General features: G+C 70.8%; 22 protein-coding genes. 13 read left to right on the forward strand and 9 right to left on the reverse strand.

Annotation, left to right across the window (positions count from 1 at the left end; genetic code table 11):
• Positions 1-2 precede the first annotated feature (2 nt).
• Positions 3-1,595, forward strand: coding sequence for an alpha/beta hydrolase (locus IQ210_RS21025; protein WP_194080605.1), 1,593 nt, complete (start codon positions 3-5; stop codon positions 1,593-1,595).
• On the opposite strand, the gene hemQ is transcribed toward IQ210_RS21025, so the two are convergent.
• Positions 1,596-2,327 carry a hydrogen peroxide-dependent heme synthase gene (hemQ, locus tag IQ210_RS21030; RefSeq protein WP_126274872.1) on the reverse strand — a complete coding sequence of 244 codons (732 nt, stop codon included), beginning with the start codon at positions 2,325-2,327 and terminating at the stop codon, positions 1,596-1,598.
• A 5-nt stretch (positions 2,328-2,332) separates the two neighbouring features.
• Positions 2,333-3,784, reverse strand: a complete 1,452-nt coding sequence (gene hemG, locus IQ210_RS21035; protein WP_194080606.1) for a protoporphyrinogen oxidase — start codon at positions 3,782-3,784, stop codon at positions 2,333-2,335.
• A gap of 196 nt (positions 3,785-3,980) precedes the next feature.
• On the opposite strand from hemG, the gene IQ210_RS21040 reads away from it, so the two are divergent.
• Complete coding sequence (locus IQ210_RS21040; RefSeq protein ID WP_194080607.1) at positions 3,981-4,955, forward strand: DUF4349 domain-containing protein; 975 nt, start codon at positions 3,981-3,983, stop codon at positions 4,953-4,955.
• Positions 4,956-4,982: 27 nt separating this feature from the next.
• A complete protein-coding gene (locus tag IQ210_RS21045; protein ID WP_194080608.1) occupies positions 4,983-6,368 on the forward strand; it encodes an FAD-dependent oxidoreductase in 1,386 nt (461 codons plus the stop codon).
• A 12-nt stretch (positions 6,369-6,380) separates the two neighbouring features.
• Here the strand turns inward: IQ210_RS21045 and IQ210_RS21050 are convergent, their stop codons facing one another.
• Entirely contained in the window at positions 6,381-6,704 is a 324-nt protein-coding gene (locus tag IQ210_RS21050; protein WP_194080609.1) for a hypothetical protein, read from the reverse strand.
• 125 nt (positions 6,705-6,829) lie between these two features.
• Here IQ210_RS21050 and IQ210_RS21055 point away from each other — a divergent pair, with 125 nt between their 5' ends.
• A complete protein-coding gene (locus IQ210_RS21055) occupies positions 6,830-7,648 on the forward strand; it encodes a rhomboid family intramembrane serine protease (protein ID WP_194080610.1) in 819 nt (272 codons plus the stop codon).
• A 1-nt stretch (position 7,649) separates the two neighbouring features.
• Here IQ210_RS21055 and hemE read toward each other — a convergent pair whose 3' ends face one another.
• Positions 7,650-8,705: a uroporphyrinogen decarboxylase gene (hemE, locus tag IQ210_RS21060; RefSeq protein ID WP_194080611.1), complete on the reverse strand. Its 1,056-nt coding sequence runs from the start codon at positions 8,703-8,705 to the stop codon at positions 7,650-7,652.
• Positions 8,706-8,876: 171 nt separating this feature from the next.
• Between hemE and IQ210_RS21065 the strand changes: the two genes are divergently transcribed.
• From IQ210_RS21065 to IQ210_RS21075, 3 genes are all read left to right on the forward strand, one after another.
• The gene (locus IQ210_RS21065; RefSeq protein WP_194080829.1) at positions 8,877-9,503 is read left to right on the forward strand and encodes a DUF3000 domain-containing protein; all 627 of its coding nucleotides are present in this window, start codon (positions 8,877-8,879) and stop codon (positions 9,501-9,503) included.
• Between the two features lie 237 nt (positions 9,504-9,740).
• On the forward strand, positions 9,741-10,403 hold the full coding sequence (locus IQ210_RS21070; RefSeq protein ID WP_194080612.1) for a LuxR C-terminal-related transcriptional regulator: 663 nt from the start codon (positions 9,741-9,743) through the stop codon (positions 10,401-10,403).
• Between the two features lie 185 nt (positions 10,404-10,588).
• Positions 10,589-11,881: a ribonuclease D gene (locus IQ210_RS21075; protein WP_194080613.1), complete on the forward strand. Its 1,293-nt coding sequence runs from the start codon at positions 10,589-10,591 to the stop codon at positions 11,879-11,881.
• Positions 11,882-11,962: 81 nt separating this feature from the next.
• Here IQ210_RS21075 and IQ210_RS21080 read toward each other — a convergent pair whose 3' ends face one another.
• Genes IQ210_RS21080 through IQ210_RS21090 form a run of 3 tightly spaced genes read right to left on the reverse strand, consistent with a single transcriptional unit; the run spans position 11,963 to position 15,050 of the window.
• Positions 11,963-12,793 (reverse strand): carbohydrate ABC transporter permease, encoded by an 831-nt coding sequence (locus tag IQ210_RS21080; protein ID WP_194080614.1) that lies wholly within the window; start codon positions 12,791-12,793, stop codon positions 11,963-11,965.
• Complete coding sequence (locus tag IQ210_RS21085) at positions 12,790-13,737, reverse strand: carbohydrate ABC transporter permease (protein WP_194080615.1); 948 nt, start codon at positions 13,735-13,737, stop codon at positions 12,790-12,792. Before IQ210_RS21085 ends, IQ210_RS21080 begins: the two co-directional genes overlap by 4 nt.
• The gene (locus IQ210_RS21090; RefSeq protein ID WP_194080616.1) at positions 13,737-15,050 is read right to left on the reverse strand and encodes an ABC transporter substrate-binding protein; all 1,314 of its coding nucleotides are present in this window, start codon (positions 15,048-15,050) and stop codon (positions 13,737-13,739) included. The genes IQ210_RS21085 and IQ210_RS21090 overlap by 1 nt, the downstream gene beginning before the upstream one ends.
• A 179-nt stretch (positions 15,051-15,229) precedes the next feature.
• Between IQ210_RS21090 and IQ210_RS21095 the strand changes: the two genes are divergently transcribed.
• The 4 genes from IQ210_RS21095 (at position 15,230) to IQ210_RS21110 (ending at position 22,099) form a co-directional block, all read left to right on the forward strand.
• Positions 15,230-17,590, forward strand: coding sequence for a glycoside hydrolase family 2 protein (locus IQ210_RS21095; protein WP_194080617.1), 2,361 nt, complete (start codon positions 15,230-15,232; stop codon positions 17,588-17,590).
• On the forward strand, positions 17,587-18,624 hold the full coding sequence (locus IQ210_RS21100) for a LacI family DNA-binding transcriptional regulator (RefSeq protein ID WP_194080618.1): 1,038 nt from the start codon (positions 17,587-17,589) through the stop codon (positions 18,622-18,624). Before IQ210_RS21095 ends, IQ210_RS21100 begins: the two co-directional genes overlap by 4 nt.
• A gap of 131 nt (positions 18,625-18,755) precedes the next feature.
• Complete coding sequence (locus IQ210_RS21105; RefSeq protein ID WP_194080619.1) at positions 18,756-19,976, forward strand: thiolase family protein; 1,221 nt, start codon at positions 18,756-18,758, stop codon at positions 19,974-19,976.
• On the forward strand, positions 19,973-22,099 hold the full coding sequence (locus IQ210_RS21110) for a 3-hydroxyacyl-CoA dehydrogenase NAD-binding domain-containing protein (RefSeq protein ID WP_194080620.1): 2,127 nt from the start codon (positions 19,973-19,975) through the stop codon (positions 22,097-22,099). The genes IQ210_RS21105 and IQ210_RS21110 overlap by 4 nt, the downstream gene beginning before the upstream one ends.
• Positions 22,100-22,209: 110 nt before the next feature.
• Here IQ210_RS21110 and IQ210_RS21115 read toward each other — a convergent pair whose 3' ends face one another.
• Positions 22,210-22,620 carry a hypothetical protein gene (locus IQ210_RS21115; protein WP_194080621.1) on the reverse strand — a complete coding sequence of 137 codons (411 nt, stop codon included), beginning with the start codon at positions 22,618-22,620 and terminating at the stop codon, positions 22,210-22,212.
• 15 nt (positions 22,621-22,635) lie between these two features.
• Positions 22,636-23,655: a hypothetical protein gene (locus tag IQ210_RS21120; RefSeq protein WP_194080622.1), complete on the reverse strand. Its 1,020-nt coding sequence runs from the start codon at positions 23,653-23,655 to the stop codon at positions 22,636-22,638.
• 238 nt (positions 23,656-23,893) lie between these two features.
• Between IQ210_RS21120 and IQ210_RS21125 the strand changes: the two genes are divergently transcribed.
• Both IQ210_RS21125 and IQ210_RS21130 read left to right on the forward strand, forming a co-directional pair.
• Complete coding sequence (locus IQ210_RS21125; protein WP_194080623.1) at positions 23,894-24,775, forward strand: NAD(P)-dependent oxidoreductase; 882 nt, start codon at positions 23,894-23,896, stop codon at positions 24,773-24,775.
• A 12-nt stretch (positions 24,776-24,787) separates the two neighbouring features.
• Entirely contained in the window at positions 24,788-25,198 is a 411-nt protein-coding gene (locus IQ210_RS21130; RefSeq protein ID WP_194080624.1) for a PIN domain-containing protein, read from the forward strand.
• The last annotated feature ends 47 nt before the right edge of the window (positions 25,199-25,245 follow it).

A 25,245-nucleotide genomic window follows, 5' to 3' on the forward strand; every position in this document is an offset into this window, starting at 1 on the left:
CGATGAGAGCCCCCGCCCTCTACTCGGCCGCCGGGACGTTGATCCTGACCACACTCGCGGCCACCCCGTCCGGCAGCACCCCGGGCGGCGCCCCCGGTGCCTTCCCGGGCACGGCCGAGCTGCGCGGCGCCGCGACGGCCGCCGCGCGGGCCGAGGCGGCCGGGATCACCTTCGGCAAGTGCCCGGACGCGGAGGACCTGCCGGCCGCAATGCAGTGCGGCACGGTCACCGTCCCGCTCGACTACGCGCACCCCGACGGCAAGCAGATCAAGCTCACCGTCAGCCGGGTCCGCGCCACTCACAAGGACCCGCACAACAGCAAGCGCAAGGTCCCCCGGCAGGGCTCCCTGGTCTACAACCCGGGCGGCCCGGGCGGCTCCGGCATGTACTTCCCGCTCATGGGCTATCTGCCCGAGTGGAAGCGGCTCGCGGCGGCCTACGACCTCGTCGGCTACGCCCCGCGCGGCGTCGGCCGTTCCGCGCCGCTGTCCTGCGAGGACCCCAAGCACTTCCTCAAGGCGCCCTCACCGGCGCCGACGCACCCCTCGGAGTCGTACAAGCAGGAGCGCATCGCCGAGGCGAAGGCGTACGCGCGCGGCTGCGCCAAGCGGGCGGGCAGTGCGCTGCGGCACTACAACTCCCTCAACAACGCCCGCGACCTCGACGTCCTGCGTGCCGCGCTGGGCGAGGAGAAGCTGACGTTCATGGGGGCGTCGTACGGCACCTACTTCGGGGCGCTGTACGCGACGCTGTTCCCCTCGCACGTGCGGCGGATGGTGTTCGACGCGGCGGTGAACCCGGACCCGGAGGAGGTCTGGTACCGCAACAACCTCGCCCAGTCGGCCGCGTTCGAGGGCCGTTGGGCGGACTTCCGGGAGTGGGTCGCCCGGCACGACAAGGTGTACGGGCTCGGCGACACGGCCGAGAAGGTGCAGCGCAGCTACGACAAGGCGGCGGCCCAGCTGGCGGCGGACCCGGCCGGCGGGAAGGTCGGGCCCGGGCAGTTGCAGGGGGCGTTCCTGACGGCCGGGTACTACGACGACTTCTGGCCGCACCGGGCGCAGGCGCTGTCCGCCTATCTGAAGGGCGACCCCAAGCCACTGATCGAGCAGGCGGGGCCGCATCCGGAGGCGGCGAAGGAGGCCGAGAACTCCAGCGCGGTGTACACGGCCGTCGAGTGCAACGACGCGTCCTGGCCGACGGAGTGGGCGGTGTGGGACCGGGACAACACGCGGCTGGCCCGGGTGGCGCCGTTCGAGACGTGGGACAACGTGTGGATGAACCTGCCCTGCGCGTACTGGCAGGCGCCGCGTCAGGAGCCGCTGGACGTGCGGACGGGGCCGGGTGAGCTGCCGTCGACACTGATCCTGGCGGCCGAGCGGGATGCGGCCGCGCCCTATGAGGGGGCGCTGGAGCTGCATCGGCGGTTGTCGGGTTCGGTGCTGGTGACCGAGCGGGACGCGGGGACGCACGGGATCGCGGGCGGGCCGAACCGGTGCGTCAACGGCTACCTCGACGCGTATCTGTTGGAGGGGCGGCTCCCGGTGCGGCGCGCGGCCTGCGCGGCGCACCCGGAGCCCAAGCCCCGGAAGTGATCAGGCCAGACCGGCGACCAGATCCCCGATGTCCTTGCGGCGGCCCGTGAAGAACGGGACCTCCTCGCGGACGTGCATGCGGGCCTCCGACGCGCGCAGGTGGCGCATGAGGTCGACGATGCGGTACAGCTCGTCGGCCTCGAAGGCCAGCAGCCACTCGTAGTCGCCGAGGGAGAAGGAGGCGACCGTGTTGGCGCGGACGTCCGGGTAGCCGCGGGCCATCTTGCCGTGGTCGGCGAGCATGCGGCGGCGGTCCTCGTCGGGCAGGAGGTACCAGTCGTAGGACCGCACGAAGGGGTAGACGCTGACGTAGTTGCGCGGCGTCTCGTCGGCGAGGAACGCCGGGATGTGCGAGCGGTTGAACTCGGCGGGGCGGTGCAGCGCCATGTTCGACCAGACCGGCTCCAGGGCGCGGCCCAGCTTGGTGCGGCGGAAGAGGTTGTACGCCTCCTGGAGCTGGTCGGCGGTCTCGGCGTGCCACCAGATCATGAGGTCGGCGTCGGCACGCAGGCCGGACACGTCGTAGGTGCCGCGGATCGTGACGTCCTTCGCGGCGAGCTGGTCGAACAGCTCCTGGACCTCGTCCGCGTAGCCCGCGCGGTCCTCGGGGAGGACGTCCTTCAGCTTGAAGACGGACCAGAGCGTGTAGCGGATGACCTCGTTCAGGTCCTTGGCCAGCTTGCCCTTGTTCGGGATCCGGCCGGCCTCGGGGGTGGGGGCTTCGTTGCTCATGGTCCTTATTCTCCTGCTCCTCCGTGCAGACTCTGCACCGGGTGGGCGGTGAGCTCCTGCACACCGCGATCATCGCCGTACACCTGGTCCACCGCGGCGTAGGCGCTCGCGATGCAGGCGGGGATGCCGACGCCGTCGTACTGCGCTCCGCAGACGGCGATGCCGGGAAGCTTGGCCACGTGGTCGCGGACGCGGGCCACGCGCGCGTGGTGGCCGACGGGGTACTGGGGCAGGCCGTCGGTCCAGCGGGTGACGCGGGTTTCGAGGGGGCGGGCGTCGAGGCCGGTGGCCTCGCGCAGGTCGTGGCGGGAGACGTCGACGAGGTCGGCGTCGTCGCGCTCCAGGATCGCCGTCTCGCCGTAGCGGCCGACCGAGGTGCGCAGGACGACGACGTCGGGGTTCTCGTCGGCGATCCAGCCCCACTTCTGGGACGCGAACGTGGACGCCTTGATGGTGCGGCCGTCGACGGGCGGCACCAGGAAGCCGCTGCCCGCCGGGAGGTCGGTGTGGGTGCGCCGGTAGGCGAGGGTGATCAGGGCCATGGAGGCGTACTCGACGCCGGCGAGCTCGGCGGCGGCCTCGGGGGACTCGGCGCGCAGGAGGTCGGCGGCGGCCGGGGCGGGAACGGCGACGATCACGGAGTCGGCGTGCAGGGTGCGGTCGCCGGTGACGATCCGCCAGCCCTCGGCGCCCGCGCGGCGCAGCTCGGTGACGGGCGCGTCGGTGACGATCTCGCCGCCGCGCGCGCGGACCGACTCGGCGACGGCGAGCGGGAGGGTGCCGACGCCGCCCTGGAGGCCCATGAACACCGGGCCGGTCTGCTGGTGGGCGGCGGCCTTGGCCTGGAGGTCGCGGACGGCCTCGGTGAGCGAGGTGTGGGTCTTCGCGGCCTGGAACAGCTGCGGGACCGCGGAACGCATCGAGATGCGGTAGGCGTCGCCCGCGTACACCCCGCCGAGGAGGGGCTCGATCAGCCGGTCGACGACCTCGCGGCCGAGCCGTGCGGCGACGTACTCGCCGACCGCCACGTCGTCCCCGACCTCCGTGCGCGGCAGCTCGGCGTCGCGTTCGATCCGGGCGAGGCCCTCCTCGGAGAGGACGCCTTCGAGGGCGGAGGCGGTGCCGGGGACGCCCATGACATGGCCCTTGGGCATGGGGCGCAGGGCGCCGCGGGTCCAGATCGAGGCGGTCGCGGTGGCGGGGGGCTGGAGGCGGTCGGTGAGGCCGACCTCGCGGGCCAGGGCGACGGCTTCCGGTCTGCGCGCCAGCATCGACTCCGCGCCGAGGTCCACGCGCGCGCCGGCGATCTCGCCGGGCAGCAGCTTGCCGCCGACGCGGCCGGACGCCTCCAGGACGGTCACCCGCGCCCCGCGCTGCAGCAGCCGGTGGGCCGCGGCCAGTCCCGCGACACCGGCTCCGATGACGACGACGTGTCCCGTCGTACCTGATCCGCTCATGGCTCCACCCTCTCAGACGCCACCGACACTCCGGCCAGGGACCTTTGGCCCGTCCAGATCCCCTGTACGTCCCTGTCGAGTCCCGTCCGCGTCCCGACCGTGACCGCATCGGGACCGTCGCGCTCCAACGTTCCGGGGCGGCCGGGCGTCGAAGGAGCGAGTGTCAGTCAGTCGTCACGACCCGGGGGTACGCCAGATGCGCGCACGACGTTCCGTACGACCTGTCCAGGCCCTGGCCGGCCTCCTGCTGGCCGCCGCGCTGGCCCTGTCCGGCTGCACCGCCTCCGACTCGTCGGACGGCGGCTCCGGCAGCGACAGCGCCGCGCTGTCGGAGGCGAAGGAGGCCGCCCCGGGCGGCGCCGCCGACAGCGACAGCGGCGCGGGCGGCAAGCAGGCGACCACCGCGCCCAAGCTCCCCACCAGCCACATCATCCGCACCGCCGAACTCACCGTGCAGGTCAAGGACGTACCGAAGGCGCTGGAAGCGGCCCGGACGACCACCGAGAACGCGGGCGGCTACGTCGGCAAGGAGTCCACCTTCCGCGACGAGGACGGCGCGGAGCAGACGCAGGTGACGCTGCGGGTGCCCGTCGACAAGTACGAGGAGGTGCTGACCGAGCTGGAGGGCGCGGGCAAGCTCGTCGAGCGCACCGCGAAGGCGCAGGACGTCACCGATCAGGTCGTCGACGTGGAGAGCCGCGTCAAGACGCAGCGGGCGAGCGTGGCCCGCATCCGGGAGCTGATGGACCGGGCCACCAAGCTGAGCGACGTGGTCATCCTGGAGGGCGAACTGAGCACGCGTCAGGCCGACCTGGAGGCGCTGCTGGCCCGTCAGGCATCCCTGAAGGACCGCACGAGCCTGGCCACCATCACGCTGTCGCTGTCCGAGAAGCCGGTCGCGAAGGCCGCCGAGGACGACGATCCGGGGATCATGGACGCCCTGTCGGGCGGCTGGGACGCGTTCGTGTCGATGCTGCGGTGGATCGTGGTGGCGCTGGCCGCGATCCTGCCGTTCGCCGCGGTGCTGGCGCTGCTCCTGCTGGCGTGGCTGCGGCTGATCCGCCCCCGGCTGCCGCGTCGCCCGGCCCCGACGAACGTGTCGACGGCCCTCGGCCCGCTGCCGGTCGCCCGCCCCGCGCCCACCGGGGAGGAGGGCGGCGAGCGGGACTGAAATGCCCTCCCCACGTAGCGTGTTCGCATGAACATGAGCGCTGCGAGCGAACGACTGGTCGTGATCGGCGGTGACGCCGCGGGGATGTCCGCGGCGTCGCAGGCCCGTCGGCTGAAGGGGCCGGACGCACTGGAGATCGTGGCGTTCGAGCGGGGTCACTTCACGTCCTACTCGGCGTGCGGCATCCCCTACTGGGTGGGCGGCGACGTCGAGGAGCGGGACCAGCTGATCGCGCGTACCCCGGAGGAGCACCGCGCGCGGGGCATCGACCTGCGCATGCGGACGGAGGTCACGGAGATCGACGTGGCCGGGCAGCGGGTACGCGCGCGTGACGTCGATTCCGGGGCCGAGTCCTGGACGTCGTACGACAAACTCGTGATCGCGACCGGCGCCCGCCCGATCCGTCCGGAGATGCCGGGTGCCGACGCGCCCGGGGTCCATGGGGTGCAGACCCTGGACGACGGTCAGGCGCTGCTCGACACGCTGGCACGCACGCGTGGCCGCCGGGCGGTGGTGGTCGGCGCCGGGTACATCGGCGTCGAGATGGCCGAGGCGCTCATCAACCGCGGCTACGAGGTGACCGTCGTCAACCGCGGCAGCGAGCCGATGTCGACGCTCGACCCGGACATGGGGCGCCTGGTGCACGAGGCGATGGAGGGCCTCGGCATCACCATGGTCAACGACGCCGCGGTCACCAAGGTCCTCACCGGCGAGGACGGCCGGGTGCGGGCGGTGGCCACGGAGGACGCCGAGTATCCGGCGGACGTGGTGGTGCTGGGCATCGGGGTGCGCCCGGAGACCTCGCTGGCCAAGGCGGCGGGGCTGCCCGTGGGCCACCACGACGGGCTGCTGACCGACCTCGCCCTGCGGGTGCGCGGGCACGAGAACATCTGGGCCGGCGGCGACTGTGTGGAGGTCCTCGACCTGGTCTCCGGTCAGGAGCGCCACATCGCGCTCGGCACGCACGCCAACAAGCACGGCCAGGTCATCGGCGCGAACGTGGGCGGCGGTTACGCCACCTTCCCCGGTGTGGTCGGCACGGCGGTGAGCAAGGTCTGCGACCTGGAGATCGCCCGCACCGGCCTGCGCGAGAAGGACGCGCGCAGGGCGGGCCTCCAGTACGAGACGGTGACCATCGAGTCCACGTCCCGCGCGGGCTACTACCCCGGCGCCTCCCCCATGACGGTGAAGATGCTCGCCGAGCGCCGCACGGGGCGGCTGCTCGGTGTGCAGATCGTCGGGAGGGAGGGCGCGGGCAAGCGGGTGGACATCGCGGCGGTGGCGCTCACGGCCGGGATGACGGTGGAGCAGATGACGGCCCTGGACCTGGGCTACGCCCCGCCGTTCAGCCCCGTGTGGGACCCGGTGCTGGTGGCGGCCCGCAAGGCCGCGTCGAAGGTACGGGCCTCCTGAGGGCCGTGCCGGCTACGCCGACCCGTTGATCCGCTCGATGGCCTGGCGGGCCTGGTCGGCGGGCGGGCGGGGCGGCAGGGAGGAGACGGAGGCGCTCGGCGCGGCCACCGCCGCCGGCTGTTCCCCCGCCGGTTTCGCGTGGGCCGCCGGCCGGGTGGACCGCAGCCGGTGGCTCACCGCCTCGTCCAGCGTCACCGGCCGCTGCATCTGCGAGGCGAGCCGCCCCGCGTCCTGACCCAGCCGGGCCACGTCTTCCCAGGGCAGTCGCAGCACCACGGCGACCTCGGCCTCGCCGTCGGGCAGCGCGTGGATCGGAGGAGTAACTCGGTCGTTCATCGCCTGTTCCTCACGTTGACCCCGCGACCCGCCTTCCCCGTGCCGCGGGCGGTTGAGAAGTCATACGCACGCGCGCGTGCAGGCGTTCACCGATTTGCCGAGCACATCGGGGGCAGTACTTCCTTGTGGTCATCCCCGTCCATGACGTGAACCCGGTGCGCCGCACCCCTGTGGTGACGTACGCGCTCATCGCCGCGAACGTGCTGGTCTTCCTGTACACGCCCGGCCTGGCCGGCTCCGTGGCGGGCGACAGCAGCCTGTCCCAGCTCTGCCATCTCCAGGCCTTCCTGGACCACTACGCGGCGGTGCCGCAGGAGCTGATCCACCATCAGCTTCCCCGGCTGGTGCCCACGGGCGAGGTGGGTCCGGGCGGCCGGGGCTGCGTGGTCGGCCCGCCGGGCTACGACAAGTCCCCGTTCCTGTCCGTGTTCACCGCGATGTTCCTGCACGGCGGCTGGCTGCACCTGCTGGGCAACATGCTGTTCCTGCTGATCTTCGGCAACAACGTCGAGGACCGCATGGGCCATGTGCGCTTCGCGCTGTTCTACGTCGTCTGCGGCTACGCGGCGTCGTACGGCTTCGCGTTCCTCAACGCCGACTCCGGCGACCCGCTGATCGGCGCGTCCGGGGCCATCGCGGGGGTGCTGGGCGCCTATCTGGTGCTGTATCCGAAGGCCAGGGTGTGGGTGCTGGTGCCGTTCCTGATCTTCCTGCCGCTCAGGCTGCCGGCCTGGCTGGTGCTGGGCTTCTGGTTCGCGCTCCAGGCCGTCTACTCGTCCGGCGAGGGCGTCTCCGACGCGGGCACGGTGGCGTACGCGGCGCACATCGTGGGCTTCCTCGTCGGCATGCTGCTGGCCTGGCCGCTGAAGGCGGGCACGACCCCGCCGCCGGAACCGCGCGGCCTGCTGTTCGGCAGGAAGGCGCGGCCCCGGCACACCTGGTAGGTCAGCGGGCCGTCTGCGTGTGGACGTACTCCACGAGGCGGGTCAGCGCGTCCGGGTCGGTGGACGGCATGACGCCGTGGCCGAGGTTGAAGACGTGGCCCTCCAGGTCCTTCGCCGTCTCCAGGACCTCGCGGGTCTTGGCCTCGACGGCCTCGGTGCCGGCGAACAGCACGGTCGGGTCGAGGTTGCCCTGGAGCGCCTTGCCGGGGCCGACGCGGCGGACGGCCTCGTCGAGCGGGACGCGCCAGTCGACGCCGACGACGTCCGCGCCGGCCTCGCCCATGAGGCCGAGCAGCTCGCCGGTGCCGACACCGAAGTGGATGCGCGGGACGCCGTAGGACTCGACGGCCTTGAAGACCTTCGCGGACGCGGCCATCACCGAGCGGCGGTAGTCGACGGGGGCGAGCGCGCCGGCCCAGGAGTCGAAGAGCTGGACGGCGGAGGCGCCGGCCTCGATCTGGACCTTCAGGAACGCGGCCGTGATGTCGGCGAGGCGGTCCAGCAGGTCGGCCCAGAGCTCCGGGTCGCCGTACATCATCGCCTTGGCGTTCTCGTACGTGCGCGACGGACCGCCCTCGACGAGGTAACTCGCGAGGGTGAAAGGCGCGCCGGCGAAACCGATGAGCGGGGTGGCGCCGAGCTCGGCGGTCAGCAGGCCGATGGCCTCGGTGACGTAGGAGACGTCCTCGGGGGTGAGGTCGCGCAGCTGGGCCAGGTCGGCGCGGGTGCGGATCGGCTTCTCGACGACCGGGCCGACGCCGGGCTTGATGTCGAGGTCGATGCCGATGGCCTTGAGCGGGACGACGATGTCGCTGAAGTAGATCGCCGCGTCCACATTGTGCCGGCGCACCGGCTGGAGGGTGATCTCGGTGACCAGCTCGGGCCGCATGCAGGACTCGAGCATCGGGACGCCCTCGCGGACCTTGCGGTACTCCGGCAGTGAGCGCCCGGCCTGCCGCATGAACCACACCGGCGTGTGCGGCACGGGCTCGCGCCGGCAGGCCTTGAGGAAGGCGGATTCGTACGTGGCGGACGGCGGCGTCTGGTTAGCACTCACGTCGGCAAGTTTCGCACGGCGTCCGCAGTGCCCGGCGCCCGGCGTCGGTGTCGGTCCGCCGGTGACGTGGCGCCCGTTGTCCGGGTGTCTAGGCCCGCACCGGGCGCCGCTTCCCTTTAATCTTCCGGCATGGCTGCGGCTCAAGGACGACTGTCGGACGGCACTGGCGGAATGGACGACGCGAAGGAGGGGGACCGGGATACGAGCGGCGAGGCGCCGTTGCCCTTCCGGGCCGCCGTCGACGCGCTCAGGGCCGCGCGGCTCAGGCCGCAGATCGAGGTGGAGCCGACGCGCGCCCCGCAGCGGCTCGCGCCGTTCGCGTACGCGCTGGAGGCGACGGTCGTCGACGGCGACCAGGACCTGGCGGACGGCAGGCTGGTGCTGCTGCACGACCCGGACGGGCACGACGCCTGGCGGGGTTCCTTCCGGCTGGTGACGCTGGTGCGCGCGGAGCTGGAGCCGGAGATGGCGGCCGACCCCCTGCTGCCCGACGTGTGCTGGTCGTGGCTGACCGGCGCGCTCCAGGCGCGCGGCCTCGCGTGCGGGGAGCCGAGCGGCACGGTCACCCGGGCCAGCTCCCACTACTTCGGCGGCCTGTCCGAGCGCCCGTCGGCCTCGCAGATCGAGATCCGCGCGTCCTGGACGCCCCGCGAGGGGCTGGGTGGGGTGCCGGACTCGGCGGGTCATCTGGCGGCCTGGTGCGATCTGCTCGCGCAGGTCGCGGGGCTGCCGCCGGCCGGTCCGGGCGACGCGTCGGTGGTGACGCTGCCGCAGCGGCGCGGTCCGCAGTCACGCTGACGTCCCCTCGGGTCACCTTTTCGGGCGCAGGGATTTTGTCGTCACTTTGTCGATACGGCCACTTTCAGTCGAGAGTGATCCCTCGAACGAACCGATTCGTTCACCGAACGATCGACCACACGTCCGAATTGCACCAATTGTTACTCACTAGATCGTGATCATTCTCTAAAGGACTCGTGATCCGGTGCCGAAGACGACTGTGACCTTCCAAGTCGTCCCCGCACTCCAGGAGGCCTGGTGTCCGTTCTTCTCGAGCAGCCCGCAAGCCTGGTCGCCTACCGCCCGAACAAGCCCACCGCGATGGTGGTCGTGGCCGACCCGCGCGTCCGCTCCACCGTCACCCGCCACCTGTGGGCGCTCGGTGTGCGCGATGTCATCGAGGCCTCGTCCGTCGCGGAGGCTCGTCCCCGCATCGGCAACCCCCGCGACATCTGCGTCGCCGACGTCCATCTGCCCGACGGCTCCGGCCTGACCCTCCTGTCGGAGACCCGCGCGGCAGGCTGGCCCAACGGCCTCGCCCTGTCCGCCGCCGACGACATCGGCGCCGTCCGCAACGCCCTCGCGGGCGGAGTGAAGGGCTATGTCGTCACCGGCACCCGCACCAACGTCGGGCTCCCCACCCGACCCGGTGCCGCCCCCATCGGCTCCCGCGCCGCCGGGATGCACCGCCGCCCCCCGGGTTCCCCGAGCCACCCGGGCGGCTACCGCGAGCTGTCCGGCCGTGAGGTCGAGGTACTGCGGCTGGTGGCGGAGGGCCAGTCGAACAAGGCCATCGGCGTCTCGATGGGCCTGTCCGCACTGACCGTCAAGAGCCACCTCGCCCGCATCGCCCGCAAGCTCGGCACGGGCGACCGTGCCGGAATGGTGGCGGTGGCCCTGCGCACCGGCATCATCCACTGAGATTCCCCGTAGATCCCCGTAGATCCCCCGCAGCCTCCCTGAAGATCCCCCGAGGGTGCACCGCCCTCGTCGTTCACGGACGTGAACCAGAGCTTTCACCGTACTGACTGGTTTACGACCCCCAGGCGCCCGTCGACGGAACGTTCCGTCGGCGGGCGCTGTCCATACACAGATACCCTTGACAGGTGACCGACGCCCAAGACACCGCAGCAGACAGCTCACTGCGAACCACCGGAGGCGCCCCTCCGGACGACGGCGGATCTTCTGTTACGGGGGCGCCGAACCCTGAGGCCGTTCCGCTACTGGAACCGCGCGAAGGCATTCCGCCCGTGATCGCGGACGAGACCGCGCTGGCCGAGATGATCGCCGCGTTCGCCGCCGGCTCCGGCCCCGTCGCCGTCGACGCCGAGCGCGCCTCCGGCTACCGCTACGGACAGCGCGCCTACCTCGTGCAACTGCGCCGCGAAGGCGCCGGGAGCGCCCTGATCGACCCCGTGGCCTGCCCCGACCTGTCCGGGCTCGGCGAGGCGCTCTCCGGTGTGGAGTGGGTGCTGCACGCCGCCACCCAGGACCTGCCCTGTCTCCGCGAGATAGGCATGGTGCCGACATCGTTGTTCGACACCGAGCTGGCCGGCCGGCTCGCCGGATTCCCCCGGGTCGGGCTCGGCGCGATGGTCGAGGGCGTCTTGGGCTTCGTGCTCGAGAAGGGCCACTCCGCCGTCGACTGGTCGACCCGGCCGCTGCCCGAGCCGTGGCTGCGCTACGCCGCGCTGGACGTGGAGCTCCTGGTCGATCTGCGGGACGCGCTGGAGAAGGAGCTGGACCGGCAGGGGAAGCTGGAGTGGGCGCGGCAGGAGTTCGCCGCGATCGCGGCGGCGCCGCCCGCCGAGCCGCGCAAGGACCCCTGGCGGCGGACGTCCGGGATGCACAAGGTGCGGCGGCGCCGGCAGCTGGCCGTCGTGCGGGAGCTGTGGCAGACCCGGGACCGGATCGCGCAGCGGCGGGACGTGTCGCCGGGCAAGGTGCTGTCCGACGCGGCGATCGTGGAGGCCGCGCTGTCGCTTCCGGCCAATGTGCAGGTGCTGACCGGGCTGAACGGGTTCGGGCAGCGGATGGGGCGGCGGCAGCTGGAGCAGTGGCAGGCAGCCGTCGATCGGGCCAAGGCGCTGCCCGAGGCGCAGTTGCCTGCGCCTGGGCAGCCGGTGACGGGGCCGCCGCCGCCGCGAGCCTGGGCCGACAAGGACCCTGCGGCTGCGGCGCGGTTGTCTGCGGCTCGGGCTGGTGTTTCTGCGCTGGCCGAGCGGCTCAACATGCCTCAGGAGAACCTGATCACTCCGGATACCGTTCGGCGGGTTTGTTGGGAGCCGCCGAAGGTTGTCGATGCCGAGTCTGTCGGGGATGCGCTGGCTGGGCATGGGGCTCGGGCCTGGCAGGTTGAGCTTGTTGCGCCGGTTCTGGTGAGTGCGTTGTCCGCTTAGACGCCGTGCGGGGAACTGTTGTGTTGCGAGTGACGGTTCGTTGTGGCTTGTCGCGCAGTTCCCCGCGCCCCTGAAGGCCCTTTATCTGGTCGCGCCTTTTGTGAAGCCGTTGTAGATGTAGCGCTGTAGGGCCAGGAAGACGATCAGCGTGGGCAGGATGACGACTATCGCTCCTGCCGAGATCGTTTCCCAGTGGGCGCCGTACGGGCCCTTGAAGCGGAACAGGGACGTCGAGATCACGCCAAGATCCTGGGACGGCATGTAGAGGAACGGGATGTAGAAGTCGTTGTAGACGGTGATCCCCTTCACGATCACGACCGTCGCGATGGCCGGTTTCAGGAGGGGGAAGATGATCTTTCGGTAGATCGTGAAGGCGTTGGCGCCGTCCAGGCGGGCCGACTCGTCCAGGGAGACCGGGATCGAGCGCACGAACTGCAGGAAGATGTAGATCGAGACGATGTCGGTGCCCATGTAGAGGGCGATGGGCGCCCAGAGTGTGTCGAACATGCCGAAGCCGTTGACGATCTGGAAGGTCGCGACCTGGGTCGTGACGCCGGGGACCAGGGCCGCCAGCAGGAACAGGGCCACGACCAGTTTCTTGAAGCGGAACGTGAAGCGGTCGATGGCGTACGCCGTCATCGAGCCGATCAGGACCGTGCCGGCGATGGCGAAGACCAGGATGAAGGCCGTGTGGCCGAAGGCCGAGAGCATCCGGCCGTCCTGGAACGCGGTCACGTAGTTGTGGAAGTTCAGCGGGTCGTCGGGGAAGGTGAGGGCCCCGCTGCCGCCCGTCATCTCCTTGTCCGTCTTCAGGGACGTCAGGAAGACCACGCCCAGCGGGAGCAGGACGACGAGGGTCGCGAGGATCAGCGACGCGTAGACGAACGTACGGGCCACGGCTCGGCGGGTCATACCAGGTCCACCTTGTCGTCGGGGACGAGCCTGCGCTGGAGCCACGTCACCAGCAGGATCAGCAGCAGGAGGACCAGGGCGGCGGCCGAGGCCAGGCCCGTCTTGTTGAACTGGAAGGCCAGCTTCACGGTCTGGATCACGAATGTCTCCGTGCCGGTCGCGCCGCCCGTCATGATGTACGGAATCTCGAAGGAGGACAGCGAGCCCGAGACCGAAAGGATGACGGTCAGGGTCAGGACCGGCTTGATGCCCGGCGCGATGATGTGGCGGAACTGGTGCCAGCGGTTCGCGCCGTCCAGTTCGGCCGCCTCGTACAACTCCCCCGGGATCGACTGGATCGCGCCGAGGAACAGGACGAAGTTCAGGCCCAGATAGCGCCAGATCGAGACCGCAGCCAGCGAGGAGTTGGCGGAGAACGGGGTGCCCAGCCAGGCGTGGTCGGAGTGGTAGCCGAACAGGGCCAGGACCGAGTCGAGGGTGCCGCCGTCCTGGAAGAAGTAGAGGAAGACGAAACCGATCGCCACCCCGTTGATCAGGTACGGGAAGAACAGCACGCCCTTGAAGAAGTTCCGGAAGCGGACGTTGAAGCTGAGGATCGTCGCGAAGTACAGGGCCGCGACGATCTGGATCGCGGAGGCGACCAGGTAGTAGCCGCTGACGAAGAACACCTCGAACAGCTCGGAGCGGGTGAACAGTTCGGTGTAGTTCTCCAGCCCCGTGTAGTGCAGTTCGGGGCTCACGCCGTCCCAGTCGGTGAAGCTGTACGCGATCATGTTGACGATCGGCGCGTAGGTGAAGGTGATCAGCAGGGCGAGGGGGGCGACCAGGAAGATCCAGGGGGTCAGGTGCCGCCACATGCGGGCCCGGCGGGGGGCCGGAGCCGGTACCGGGGTGTCCCGTACCGGCTCCTTCGTGACGGACACCCGTGCGGTGGTGTCCGTCATCAGGACCCCATGTTCTTCTGGGTCTCGGTCCACTTCTGGCCCAGGCTCTTCAGATAGTCGTCGAGCGAACCCTTCTTGGCGCCGCGCGCCAGGTCGACCAACTCCTGCCGGTAGTCGGGGGTGTTGATGCCGACCTCGGACTCGGTGTCGATCGCCTTGACCTCGGCGCCCTTGCTGTCGTCGAGCTCGATGAGCTTGACGCCCTGCTCCTCGTACGGCTTCAGGACGGTCGGCATCGGCGCGTCCTTCAGCGGGGAGATGGCGAGGTTGTCGTCGGCGTAGCCGGACTTGTCGGTGAACCAGTCGAGCCAGGCGCGGGCGGCTTCCTTGTGCTTCGAGTGGACGTTGATGCCCTGGTTGTAGTCCGGGCCGACCGTGGCGCAGAACTTGCCGCCGGTCTGGGCCGGGAAGGGCATGAAGCCGATGTCGTCCGGGTTCACGCCGGCCTTCTTCGCGGCGTCCTGGAACTGGATGATCGCCCACGTGCCGAGCCACTGCGTGGCGATCTGACCCTTGGCCAACTGGCCCTTGGACGCTTCCCAGTTGGAGGTGGTCGGGTCCTTCTCCGCGAGGCCCTCGTGGACGATGTCGTACAGGAGCGTGTCGCCCACGCGCAGGTCGGCGCCCGCGGCCCAGGGATTCCCCTCGGCGATCTTCGTGGTGGCCTGGGGGTCGCAGTGGACCGCGCCGTTGACGAAGGTCCAGGAGGTGAGGGTCCAGCCGGCGGCGAAGTTGGTGTAGTACGGGGTCGCGTCGGTCTTGGACTTGATGGCCTTGAGGTCGGCGAGGAACTCGTCCGGGGTCGTGGGCCAGTCGGTGACGCCGGCCTCCTGCCAGACCCGCTTGTTGTAGAGGAAGCCGGGCATCACGCCGTCGGCGGTCTGGCCGTAGACCTTGCCGTCGACCGCGGTGTAGTCGGTGAACCGGTACTTCTTGCTGCGTTCGGCGACCGTGCCGAGCGAGGCGAAGAACTTGGGGTAGTCGCTCTTCTTGATGACCCCGGGGATCATCAGGACGTCGCCGTAGTTCTCCGTGTTCATCCGGATCTTGACCTCGGCCTCGTAGTTCGTGAGGGCCTCGAACTTGACCTTGACCTTCGGGTAGATCTTGTTGAACTCGGCGGCGTACTTGTCCATGGTGCCGTCCTGCACGAGGTCGGTGCGGACGGTGAGGACCTTGATGGTGCCGGTGACCTTGGCCGGGTCGTCGGGCGCCTTGGCGTCGGCGCCTTTCGAGGTGCCTCCGGTGCCGGTGCAGCCGGCGGCCAGCAGGGCCGATCCCACGGCCAGGGCGAGGATGTGACGGCGGTTCATGTGCATCAGCTCCGTTCTCGGGACGTTCACGGGACGGACGAGCACTTGCGGGTTGCCTCAAGGGGGTTGGCTGGTTCGGTACTCTGACAACGTTTTCTTAACCGGTAAAGTCCGTATCTCGCCAACGATGCCAAAAAGTGTTCCCAGTACTGGACTTGATCGGTTTAGGGAGTGCGTACATGCTTCAGGCCACACCGCTCACCGAGGGATGGATCCTGCGGCACGACGGGGACACGCTCCCCGCTTCCGTGCCGGGTTGCGTCCACACCGACCTGCTGGCGGCCGGGGTGATCCCGGACCCTTTTCTCGGGCGGAACGAGACCGAGGTGGCATGGGTGGGGCGGCGGGACTGGACCTACGAGACCGACCTGCGCACCGGATCGGGCCACGAGCAGACCGACCTGGTCTTCGAGGGGCTCGACACCGTCGCCGAAGTCCTCCTGGACGGGCGGGTGTTGGGGCGGGCGCGGAACATGCACCGCTCGTACCGCTTCGACGTGACCGGCCTCTCGGGGCGGCTGTCGGTGCGGTTCCTGTCGGCGTACGCCGAGGCCGAGGCGGTGCGCGGCACACTCGGTGAGCGGCCCGCCGCCTACGACGAACCCTTCCAGTACGTCCGCAAGATGGCCTGCTCCTTCGGCTGGGACTGGGGGCCGACGCTGGTGACGGCCGGGATGTGGCGGCCGGTGCGCCTCGAGCAGTGGTCGACGGCCCGGATCGCCCGGGTGCGGCCACTGGTGACGGTCGAACAGGGCGTGGGGGTCGTGGAGTTGGCGGTCGACGTCGAACGGACCCGGGTCGAGGCGCCGTTGACCGTCGAGGCGACGATCGCCGGGGAGCGGGTGCGCGCTTCGGTCGACGGCACACGAGGGGTCGTACGGCTCGAAGTGCCCGCCCCGCGGCTGTGGTGGCCGCGCGGGTACGGCGAACAGCCGTTGTACGAGGTGGAGTTGACACTGCTGCACGGAGACTCGGCGCTGGACGTCTGGCGGCGGCGCGTCGGCTTCCGCAGGGTCGAGCTGGACCGGTCGGCGGACGAGCACGGCACCGGGTTCACGTTCGTGGTGAACGGGGAGCGGCTCTTCGCGCGGGGCGTCAACTGGATCCCGGACGACGTCTTCCCGTCCCGGATCACCCGCGAGCGGTATCGGGAGCGGCTCACGCAGGCCGCCGACGCGGGCGTGGATCTCGTCAGGATCTGGGGCGGAGGGATCTACGAGAGCGCGGACTTCTACGACGTCTGCGACGAGTTGGGGCTGCTGGTCTGGCAGGACTTCCCGTTCGCGTGCGCCGCGTATCCGGAGGAGCAGCCGCTGCGGGGCGAGGTGGAGGCCGAGGCGCGGGAGAACGTCGTACGGCTGATGCCGCATCCCTCGCTCGTGCTGTGGAACGGCAACAACGAGAACCTGTGGGGGTTCCGGGACTGGGGGTGGGAGGAGCGGCTCGCCGGGGCGTCGTGGGGCGAGGGGTACTACCTGGGCGTACTGCCGCGCGTGGTGGCCGAGTTGGACCCCACGCGGCCCTATACGCCGGGCAGTCCGTGGTCCGGGTCGTGGGATCACCATCCGAACGATCCGGCGCACGGCACGCACCACTCGTGGGAGGTGTGGAACCGGGAGGACTACGCCGAGTACCGGCGTGAAGTGCCGCGGTTCATGGCCGAGTTCGGCTGGCAGGCCCCGCCTGCCTACGCCACCCTGCGGCGGGCGCTGCCGGGTGAGGAGCTCGCGGCGGACTCCCCCGGCATGCTGCACCATCAGAAGGCCGACGACGGGAACGGGAAACTGCGGCGCGGGCTGGAGCGCCATTTCGTGTACCCGGAGAGGGAATTCGACCGGTGGCACTACCTCACCCAGGTCAACCAGGCGCGGGCCGTGGCCACCGGGATCGAGCACTGGCGGGCGAACTGGCCGGTGTGTGCGGGCACGATCGTCTGGCAGCTCAACGACTGCTGGCCGGTCACGAGTTGGGCGGCGATCGACGGGGACGGACGGGAAAAGCCGCTCTATCACGAGCTTCGGCGGCTCTACGCCGATCGGCTGCTGACGGTGCAGGGGCGGGTGCTGGCCGTCGTCAATCAGGGGGCGGAGGCGTGGGCGGGGGTGGTGCGGTTGCGGCGGATGACCGTGGAGGGGGCGGTGATCGGCGAGGCGGGGGTGGAGTTCGGCGCCGGGGCGCGGGCGGTGGCGCGGATCGACGTACCGGAGGCGCTGATGCCTGCCGGACCCGAGGAGTTCCTCGTCGCGGACGCGGACAGGGTGCGGGCGTTGCACTTCCCTGCGACTGATCGTGAAATCCCTTATCCGCGGCCCGAGTTCGACGTGACGGTCACGCCGGACGGCTCGGTCACAGTCGCGGCTCGTGGTCTCGTACGGGATCTGCTGCTGCAAGCCGACCGGCTGCACCCGGACGCGCGGGCCGACCGGGGGCTCGTGACGCTGTTGCCCGGCGAACAGGTGACCATCGGGGTCAGTGGCTGGAAGACTCCCGATGCGGACGCCGCCCGCGCCGCCCTGTACTGCATGGAGCCCTCGCGATGACAGCCCAGCCGGCCGCCCGCGTCACCATCAAGGACGTCGCCGCGCGCGCCGGGGTGTCCAAGGGTGCCGTGTCCCTCGCCTTCAACCACAAGCCGGGGCTGTCGGAGGCAACGCGGGACCGGATCTTCCGGGCCGCGCGGGAGCTGGGCTGGGCGCCGAACCTCACCGCGCGGACGTTGGCGGGGTCGCGGGTGGACGTCGTGGGGCTGGCGATCTGCCGGCCCGCTCGGCTGCTGGGGCTCGAACCCTTCTACATGGAGTTCATATCCGGGGTGGAGAGCGTCCTCACCGAGCATTCGTGCTCGCTGCTGCTGCGGCTCGTGCGGAACGTCGAGGAGGAGGTCGGGCTGCAGGAGGCCTGGTGGCGGGGGCGGCAGATCGGCGGGGCGATCCTCGTCGACTTCCGGCCCGACGATCCGCGGGTGGCGGCGGCCGAGCGACTGGGGATGCCGGTGGTCGCCGTAGGACATCCCTCGCTCACGGGTGGGCTGACGTCCGTGTGGACCGATGACGCGACGGCGGTCACGGAGGCGGTGCGGTATCTGGCGGCGCTGGGGCATCGGCGGATCGCACGGGTGGGCGGGGCGGCGGCGCTGGGGCACACGGCGGCACGGACGGCGGCCTTCGACGAGGCCGCGCGGACGCTGGAGCTGGCCGGGGCGTGGCAGGTGACGACCGACTACTCGGGGGAGGCGGGGGCGCGGGCGACGCGTTCGATGCTGACGGCCGCGGCCGCCGACCGGCCGACGGCGATCGTGTACGACAACGACATCATGGCGGTGGCGGGGCTGTCGGTGGCCGCGGAGATGGGGTTGCGGGTGCCGGACGATGTGTCGTTGCTGGCGTGGGACGACTCGCAGCTGTGCCGGCTGACGCATCCGACGTTGTCCGCGATGAGTCATGACGTGCACGGGTTCGGGGCGGATGCGGCTCGTACGCTGTTCGAGGTGATCACCGGAGAGGGCGGGGGGTCACACCCCGTACCCACTCCGGTACTGACTCCGCGCGGCTCCACGGCTCCCCCGCGGATGTGACCTTCGCCGCTCCCGCCTCCAGGGGTGTGCAGCTACGTTACCCACAAGTAGCATGGGGCTGAGCGCGCGCTCAGTGCTTGTGCCGTGCAGCCGTGCCAGCAGTGCCATCCCGCATCTGGAGGAGAGCCATCGTGCCTCGTACCGTCAGGGACGTCGTCTTCGTCGACGGCGTCCGCACCCCGTTCGGCAAGGCGGGCCCGAAGGGCATCTACCACGAGACCCGCGCCGACGACCTCGTCGTGAAGGCGATCCGGGAGCTGCTGCGCCGCAACCCGGCTCTGGAGCCCGCGAAGATCGACGAGGTCGCCATCGCCGCGACCACGCAGATCGGTGACCAGGGCCTGACCATCGGCCGTACCGCCGGAATCCTGGCCGGTCTGCCGCAGTCCGTGCCCGGCTACTCCATCGACCGCATGTGCGCCGGCGCCCTGACCGCCGTCACGACCGTCGCGGGTTCCGTGGCCTTCGGCGCGTACGACGTCGCCATCGCCGGCGGTGTCGAGCACATGGGCCGCCACCCCATGGGTGAGGGCGTGGACCCGAACCCGCGGTTCGTGAGCGAGAAGCTGGTCGACGAGTCCGCCCTGTTCATGGGCATGACCGCCGAGAACCTGCACGACCGCTACCCGACGATCACCAAGCAGCGCGCCGACGAGTACGCCGTGCGCTCCCAGGAGAAGGCCGCCAAGGCGTACGCCAACGGCAAGATCCAGGCCGACCTGGTGCCGATCTCGGTGCGCCGCACCAACCCGGAGGCCGGCGAGACCGGCTGGGGTCTGGTCACCGCCGACGAGCCGATGCGCCCGGGCACCACCCTGGAGAACCTCTCCGGTCTGAAGACGCCGTTCCGTGTCCACGGCCGCGTCACCGCCGGTAACGCCGCCGGTCTGAACGACGGTGCCACCGCCTCCCTCATCGCCTCCGAGGACTTCGCCCGGGAGAACAACCTCCCGGTGAAGATGCGCCTCGTCTCCTACTCCTTCGCGGGTGTGGAGCCGGAGGTCATGGGCTACGGCCCGATCCCGGCCACGGAGAAGGCCCTCGCCCAGGCGGGGCTCACCATCGACGACATCGGCCTGTTCGAGATCAACGAGGCCTTCGCCGTCCAGGTGCTCGCGTTCCTGGAGCACTACGGCATCGCCGACGACGACGCCCGCGTCAACCAGTACGGCGGCGCGATCGCCTTCGGTCACCCGCTGGCCTCCTCCGGTGTGCGTCTGATGACGCAGCTGGCCCGCCAGTTCGAGGAGCAGCCGGAGGTCCGCTACGGCCTGACCACCATGTGCGTCGGCTTCGGCATGGGCGCGACGGTCATCTGGGAGAACCCGCACTTCGACGGAGGCAACAAGTGAGCACCACGGAGCTTTTGAAGGGTGCGGCCGAGCTGTTCCCCGACGAGGTCGTGACGTCCGCGCACGTACGCCACCTCGACCTGCCGTTCGGTGCCGGGCGCTTCGCGCTCATCACCCTCGACAACGGCTTCGACCACACCAAGCCGACCACCTTCGGCCCGCAGTCGCTGGCGAACCTCGACGCCGCGATCGACCAGGTCGAGGCGGAGGCCGCGGCCGGTGACATCGTCGGCGTCGGCATCACCGGCAAGCCGTTCATCTTCGCGGTCGGCGCCGACCTCAAGGGCGTCGAGCTCCTCAAGGAGCACAAGGACGCGCTGGCCATCGGCAAGGGCGGCCACGAGGTCTTCAAGCGGCTGTCGGGCCTGGCCGTGCCGACCTTCGCCTACTACAACGGTGCCGCCATGGGCGGTGGCGTCGAGGTCGGTCTGCACTGCAAGTACCGGACCGTCTCGAAGGCCCTGCCGGCCTTCTCGCTCCCCGAGGTCTTCCTCGGCCTGGTGCCCGGCTGGGGCGGCTGCACGATCCTGCCGAACCTGATCGGCGCCGACAAGGCCGTCTCGGTGATCATCGAGAACAGCCTCAACCAGAACAAGCAGCTCAAGGGCCAGCAGGTCTTCGACCTGGGCATCGCCGACGCTCTCTTCGAGGGCGCGGACTTCCTGGAGCAGTCGCTGATCTGGACCGCCCAGGTGCTGAAGGGCGACGTCGAGGTCGAGCGTCCGGTCATCGACCGTGGCGAGGCCTGGGACCAGGCCGTCGCGCGCGGCCGGTTCATCGCCGACTCCAAGGTGCACGGGGCCGCTCCGGCCGCCTACCGCGCCCTGGACATCATCGCCAACGCCAAGAACGGCGACCTCCAGCAGGGTTACGACGCCGAGGACATCGCCCTCGCCGACCTGATCATGGGTGGCGAACTGCGGTCCGGCATCTACGCGTTCAACCTGGTGCAGAAGCGCGGCAAGCGTCCCGCCGGTGCGCCGGACAAGTCGCTGGCCCGCCCGGTCACCAAGGTCGGTGTCGTCGGCGCCGGTCTGATGGCCTCGCAGCTCGCCCTGCTCTTCCTGCGCCGCCTCGAGGTGCCGGTCGTGCTGACCGACATCGACCAGGAGCGCGTCGACAAGGGTGTGGGCTACGTCCACGCCGAGATCGAGAAGCTGCTCGGCAAGGGCCGTATCAACCAGGACAAGGCCAACCGCCTCAAGGCCCTGGTCACCGGTGTCCTGGACAAGGCCGAGGGCTTCGCGGACGCGGACTTCATCATCGAGGCCGTCTTCGAGGAGATCGGCGTCAAGCAGCAGGTGTTCGCGGAGGTGGAGGCGGTCGCCCCGGCGCACGCGATCCTCGCGACGAACACCTCGTCGCTGTCGGTGTCGGAGATGGCGTCGAAGCTGAAGAACCCCGAGCGGGTCGTGGGCTTCCACTTCTTCAACCCGGTGGCCGTGCTTCCGCTGCTCGAGATCGTCCGCGGCGAGAAGACCGACGACGCCTCGCTGGCCACGGCCTTCGCCGTCGCCAAGAAGCTGAAGAAGACCGCGGTGCTGACGAAGGACGCCCCGGCGTTCGTCGTGAACCGCATCCTCACCCGCTTCATGGGCGAGATCCAGAACGTCATCGACGAGGGCACGCCGGTCGAGGTCGCGGAGAAGGCGGTCGAGCCGCTGGGTCTGCCGATGTCGCCGCTGGTCCTGCTGGAGCTGGTCGGTCCCGCGATCGGTCTGCACGTCTCGGAGACCCTCAACCGGGCCTTCCCGGACCGCTTCACGGTCTCCCCGAACCTCGCGGCCGTCGTCAAGGCGGGCAAGCGTGGCTTCTACGTCTACGACTCCGGCAAGCCGGAGCTGGACCCCGAGGTCGCCGCGCTGCTGAAGCAGGGCGATGTCGTCCTGACCGAGGAGCAGGTGCGGGACCGCGTCCTCGACGCCGTCGCCCAGGAGATCGGGCTCATGCTCGACGAGGGTGTCGTCGCCGAGGCCCAGGACATCGACCTCTGCCTGATCACGGGCGCCGGCTGGCCCTTCCACCTGGGCGGCATCACGCCGTACCTGGACCGCGAGGGTGTCTCGGAGCGCGTGAACGGCAAGAAGTTCCTGGCGCCGGGGGTTGCGAGCGTTCCGGCGTAGCCGCTGCGTCGGTGTGAACGGCGGTGCCCCGCAGGCTGGTTGGCCTGCGGGGCACCGGTGTGTCGGTGGGTCTTCGCGCTTGCCTCGGCGGGCGGGCCTGCTGGAGTGCTTCAGCGGGCGTCCTCGACATGCACGACCTGGAGGTCCGTGCCGTCGCGGTGGCGCTTGCTGCGGCCGTGGAGGCCCACGGCAAGGTCGGACGCGTCGGCGGGCTCGGCGGAGCCGACGTAGGTGACAACGTCCGGGTGGTGGCCGGTGACCAGCCAGCCGGTGCCGTCCTTGAGCCGTTGCGTGCCGAAGTCGCCCGCGGGGCCGCCGGCGCGCACGGGACCGTACTGCCGGAGGATCTCCATGGCCTGTCCGGCGAGTTCGCCGTCGGGCTCCTTGAGCATCACGCACGTGCCGTTCTCGAACAGCACCCAGGAGACCCCGGAGGGTTCCAGGATGCGCTGCCAGACCTCGACGAGGTGTTCGGTGTCGTCCACGCAGTCATGGTTCCGTACCCGACCCCGAACGGTCATGTGAATAAGGCCGGTTCAGGCCTCCCGCCACGCCTCCAGCGCCAGCCCCGGCTCGTCCTTGCGCCGGGTCAGCAGGAGTTGGCCGGTGGACGGGGACAACGTTGCCGCCACGACCCGGCCGTCCTCGTCGGTCGTGAATGACACCCGTGCGTCCGCCGGGAGTTGGGGCCCGGACTCCGTCCACCACGCGCCCGCGGCCTCCTGCTCCGTGGGGTACGCGGCGAAGGCGACCCGGCCGCTCGACGAGCGCTGGGCGAGCAACGTGCAGTCGTGGCCGTCGAGTTCGCAGCGGGCGGCGGAGACGGGGCCGGGACCGGCCGAGGCGAGGAGGGCGACGGGTTTGCCTCCCGGACGCCAGGCGCACAGGTCGCCGGAGTCGTCGGTGTAGAAGAGGGTGGTGCGGTCGGCGGACGTGGCCAGGGCTCGTAGCGTCCCCGGACGTACCGGCGTCTCGACGGCCTCCTCCAGGACCGGCGGGGTGCCCGGCTCTGCCTGCCGCCAGTACACCAGGCCCCCGGGGACGGCCACGTACAGCTCCACGCGCCCGGACTCCCCCGTCACCGCGGCCAAGTCCTCCTGTACGTCACGCCCCTTGAGGTCCCGCCACGGGTCCCAGCCGCCCTTCTCCTTCTGCGCGACCATGCTCACGCCGCCGCCCTTGTTGCGGACGAAGACATGCGCCCGCCCCTGGGCATCGACGGCGACGGCCGGGGTGCCGGTGCGGTCACCGGTCTTGTCGGGGTGCCCGATCGGGGCCCAGTCGAGGGCGGCGAGCCGAGGCCGGAAGTGCGTGGAGTGCACGAGCCCGGCCTCGCCGGGTTTGGTGGGCCGCCAGGAGACGAGATGGGCGTAGCCGTCGGCGCCCTGGCCGACGGCCGGGCCGGGGCGGAGCTTCTGGTCGCCGCCCACCTTGCGCGGGGGTGCCTCCCAGGGGCCGCCGGGGCCGAGCTCGGCCCGGCACAGGACGGCGTCGCCCGAGGGCAGATAGACACTGAGCCGGCCGTCGCGGCCGCGGAGGAGCCAGTCGCCGTTCACCGGTTCACTCTATGCGGCGCCTTTCCTGTGCTGCCTGGTCACCCCCGTACTCTCGGCGGGGCGTCCGGGAGCCCGCCTGGTCACCCCTGTACTCGCTGGGGAGGCATGCACGGCCCGCCTGGTCACCCCCGTACCCCCCGCGGAGACAGCCACAGCCCGCCTAGTCACCCCCGTACCCCCCGCGGAGGCATCCGCGGCGCGCCTGGTCGCCCCCTGCCCACACGTCTACGTTGGCCTCATGACCGACAAGCTCACCGTCACCGTTCTCGGCACCGGCATCATGGGCGCCGCCATGGCCCGCAACCTCGCCGGGGCCGGGCACACCGTCCGCGCCTGGAACCGCACCCGTGCCAAGGCCGAGCCCCTCGCCGCCGACGGCATCCGTGTCACCGACTCCCCCGCCGAGGCGGTGGAGGGCGCGGACGTCGTCCTGACCATGCTGTACGACGGTCCCGCCGCCCTGGAGGTGATGGAGGCGGCGCTGCCCGCGCTGCGCCCGGGTGTGATGTGGGCGCAGTCGACGACGGCCGGCCTGGAGGGCCTCGCCGAACTCGCCGCTTTCGCCGCCGCGCACGGCCTGGTCTTCTACGACGCCCCCGTGCTGGGCACCCGGCAGCCCGCGGAGGCCGGTCAGCTCACGGTGCTGGCAGGCGGCCCGGAGGCCCACCGGTACTCCGTGGCGCCCGTCTTCGACGCGGTGGGCGCCCGTACGGTGTGGACCGGCGAGGCGGGCAGCGCGACCCGGCTGAAGCTGGTCGCCAACAGCTGGGTGCTGGCCGCGACGGCGGCGACCGGGGAGGTGCTGGCGCTGTCCGAGGCGCTCGGCGTGGACCCACAGGACTTCTTCGCGCTGATCGAGGGCGGCCCGCTGGACATGGGCTACCTGCGTGCCAAGGCAGGGCTGGTCCTGAACGGGCAGCTGACCCCGGCCCAGTTCGCGGTGTCCACGGCCGCCAAGGACGCCCGTCTGATCGTCGCCGCGGGCGAGGAGAACGGCGTACGCCTGGACGTGGCCACCGCGAGCGCCGTCCGGCTGGAACGGGCGGCCGCGCAGGGGCACGGGGACGAGGACATGGCGGCGGCGTACTACGCCAGCTTCGACGAGAAGGACGCGGACTGACACCCTGACTCCATGAACACCGACGCCCCGCTCCTCGTGATCGTCGACGCCGCCAATGTCGTCGGCTCGGTACCCGACGGCTGGTGGCGCGACCGCCGCGGCGCCGCGGAGCGGCTGCGGGACCGGTTGGCGGCGGAGGGGGTGCCGGGGCGGGACGGTCCTGTGGAGATCGTGCTGGTGGTGGAGGGAGCTGCGCGGGGGGTGGAGTCCGTGACGGGGGTGCGGGTGGAGTCGGCGCCGGGGAGTGGGGACGACCGGATGGTGGAGTTGGTGGGCGAGGCGGGTGGGCGTGACGTACTGGTCGTCACGGCGGATCGGGAACTGCGCCGAAGGGTGATGGAGTTGGGGGCGGACGTAGCCGGGCCTCGTTCGGTGCATGGCTGGAGAACGCCTGGAAAGCGGCCGGAACCCGGAGCGCAATGACCTACTTGTCCTGATATTGGAACCATCTAAGCTCGGCCGAATCGGCG

The organism is Streptomyces justiciae, assembly GCF_015163075.1.
In the GTDB taxonomy this organism is placed as follows: Bacteria; Actinomycetota; Actinomycetes; order Streptomycetales; family Streptomycetaceae; genus Streptomyces; species Streptomyces justiciae.

Excerpts from the sequence above, each read along its gene's own strand:
- IQ210_RS21025 (WP_194080605.1), top strand. The coding sequence starts at position 3 with ATGAGAGCCCCCGCCCTCTACTCGGCCGCCGGGACGTTGATCCTGACC.
- hemQ (WP_126274872.1), bottom strand. The coding sequence starts at position 2,327 with ATGAGCAACGAAGCCCCCACCCCCGAGGCCGGCCGGATCCCGAACAAG.
- hemG (WP_194080606.1), bottom strand. The coding sequence starts at position 3,784 with ATGAGCGGATCAGGTACGACGGGACACGTCGTCGTCATCGGAGCCGGT.
- IQ210_RS21040 (WP_194080607.1), top strand. The coding sequence starts at position 3,981 with ATGCGCGCACGACGTTCCGTACGACCTGTCCAGGCCCTGGCCGGCCTC.
- IQ210_RS21045 (WP_194080608.1), top strand. The coding sequence starts at position 4,983 with ATGAACATGAGCGCTGCGAGCGAACGACTGGTCGTGATCGGCGGTGAC.
- IQ210_RS21050 (WP_194080609.1), bottom strand. The coding sequence starts at position 6,704 with ATGAACGACCGAGTTACTCCTCCGATCCACGCGCTGCCCGACGGCGAG.
- IQ210_RS21065 (WP_194080829.1), top strand. The coding sequence starts at position 8,877 with ATGGACGACGCGAAGGAGGGGGACCGGGATACGAGCGGCGAGGCGCCG.
- IQ210_RS21080 (WP_194080614.1), bottom strand. The coding sequence starts at position 12,793 with ATGACCCGCCGAGCCGTGGCCCGTACGTTCGTCTACGCGTCGCTGATC.
- IQ210_RS21085 (WP_194080615.1), bottom strand. The coding sequence starts at position 13,737 with ATGACGGACACCACCGCACGGGTGTCCGTCACGAAGGAGCCGGTACGG.
- IQ210_RS21090 (WP_194080616.1), bottom strand. The coding sequence starts at position 15,050 with ATGAACCGCCGTCACATCCTCGCCCTGGCCGTGGGATCGGCCCTGCTG.
- IQ210_RS21095 (WP_194080617.1), top strand. The coding sequence starts at position 15,230 with ATGCTTCAGGCCACACCGCTCACCGAGGGATGGATCCTGCGGCACGAC.
- IQ210_RS21100 (WP_194080618.1), top strand. The coding sequence starts at position 17,587 with ATGACAGCCCAGCCGGCCGCCCGCGTCACCATCAAGGACGTCGCCGCG.
- IQ210_RS21115 (WP_194080621.1), bottom strand. The coding sequence starts at position 22,620 with ATGACCGTTCGGGGTCGGGTACGGAACCATGACTGCGTGGACGACACC.
- IQ210_RS21125 (WP_194080623.1), top strand. The coding sequence starts at position 23,894 with ATGACCGACAAGCTCACCGTCACCGTTCTCGGCACCGGCATCATGGGC.
- IQ210_RS21130 (WP_194080624.1), top strand. The coding sequence starts at position 24,788 with ATGAACACCGACGCCCCGCTCCTCGTGATCGTCGACGCCGCCAATGTC.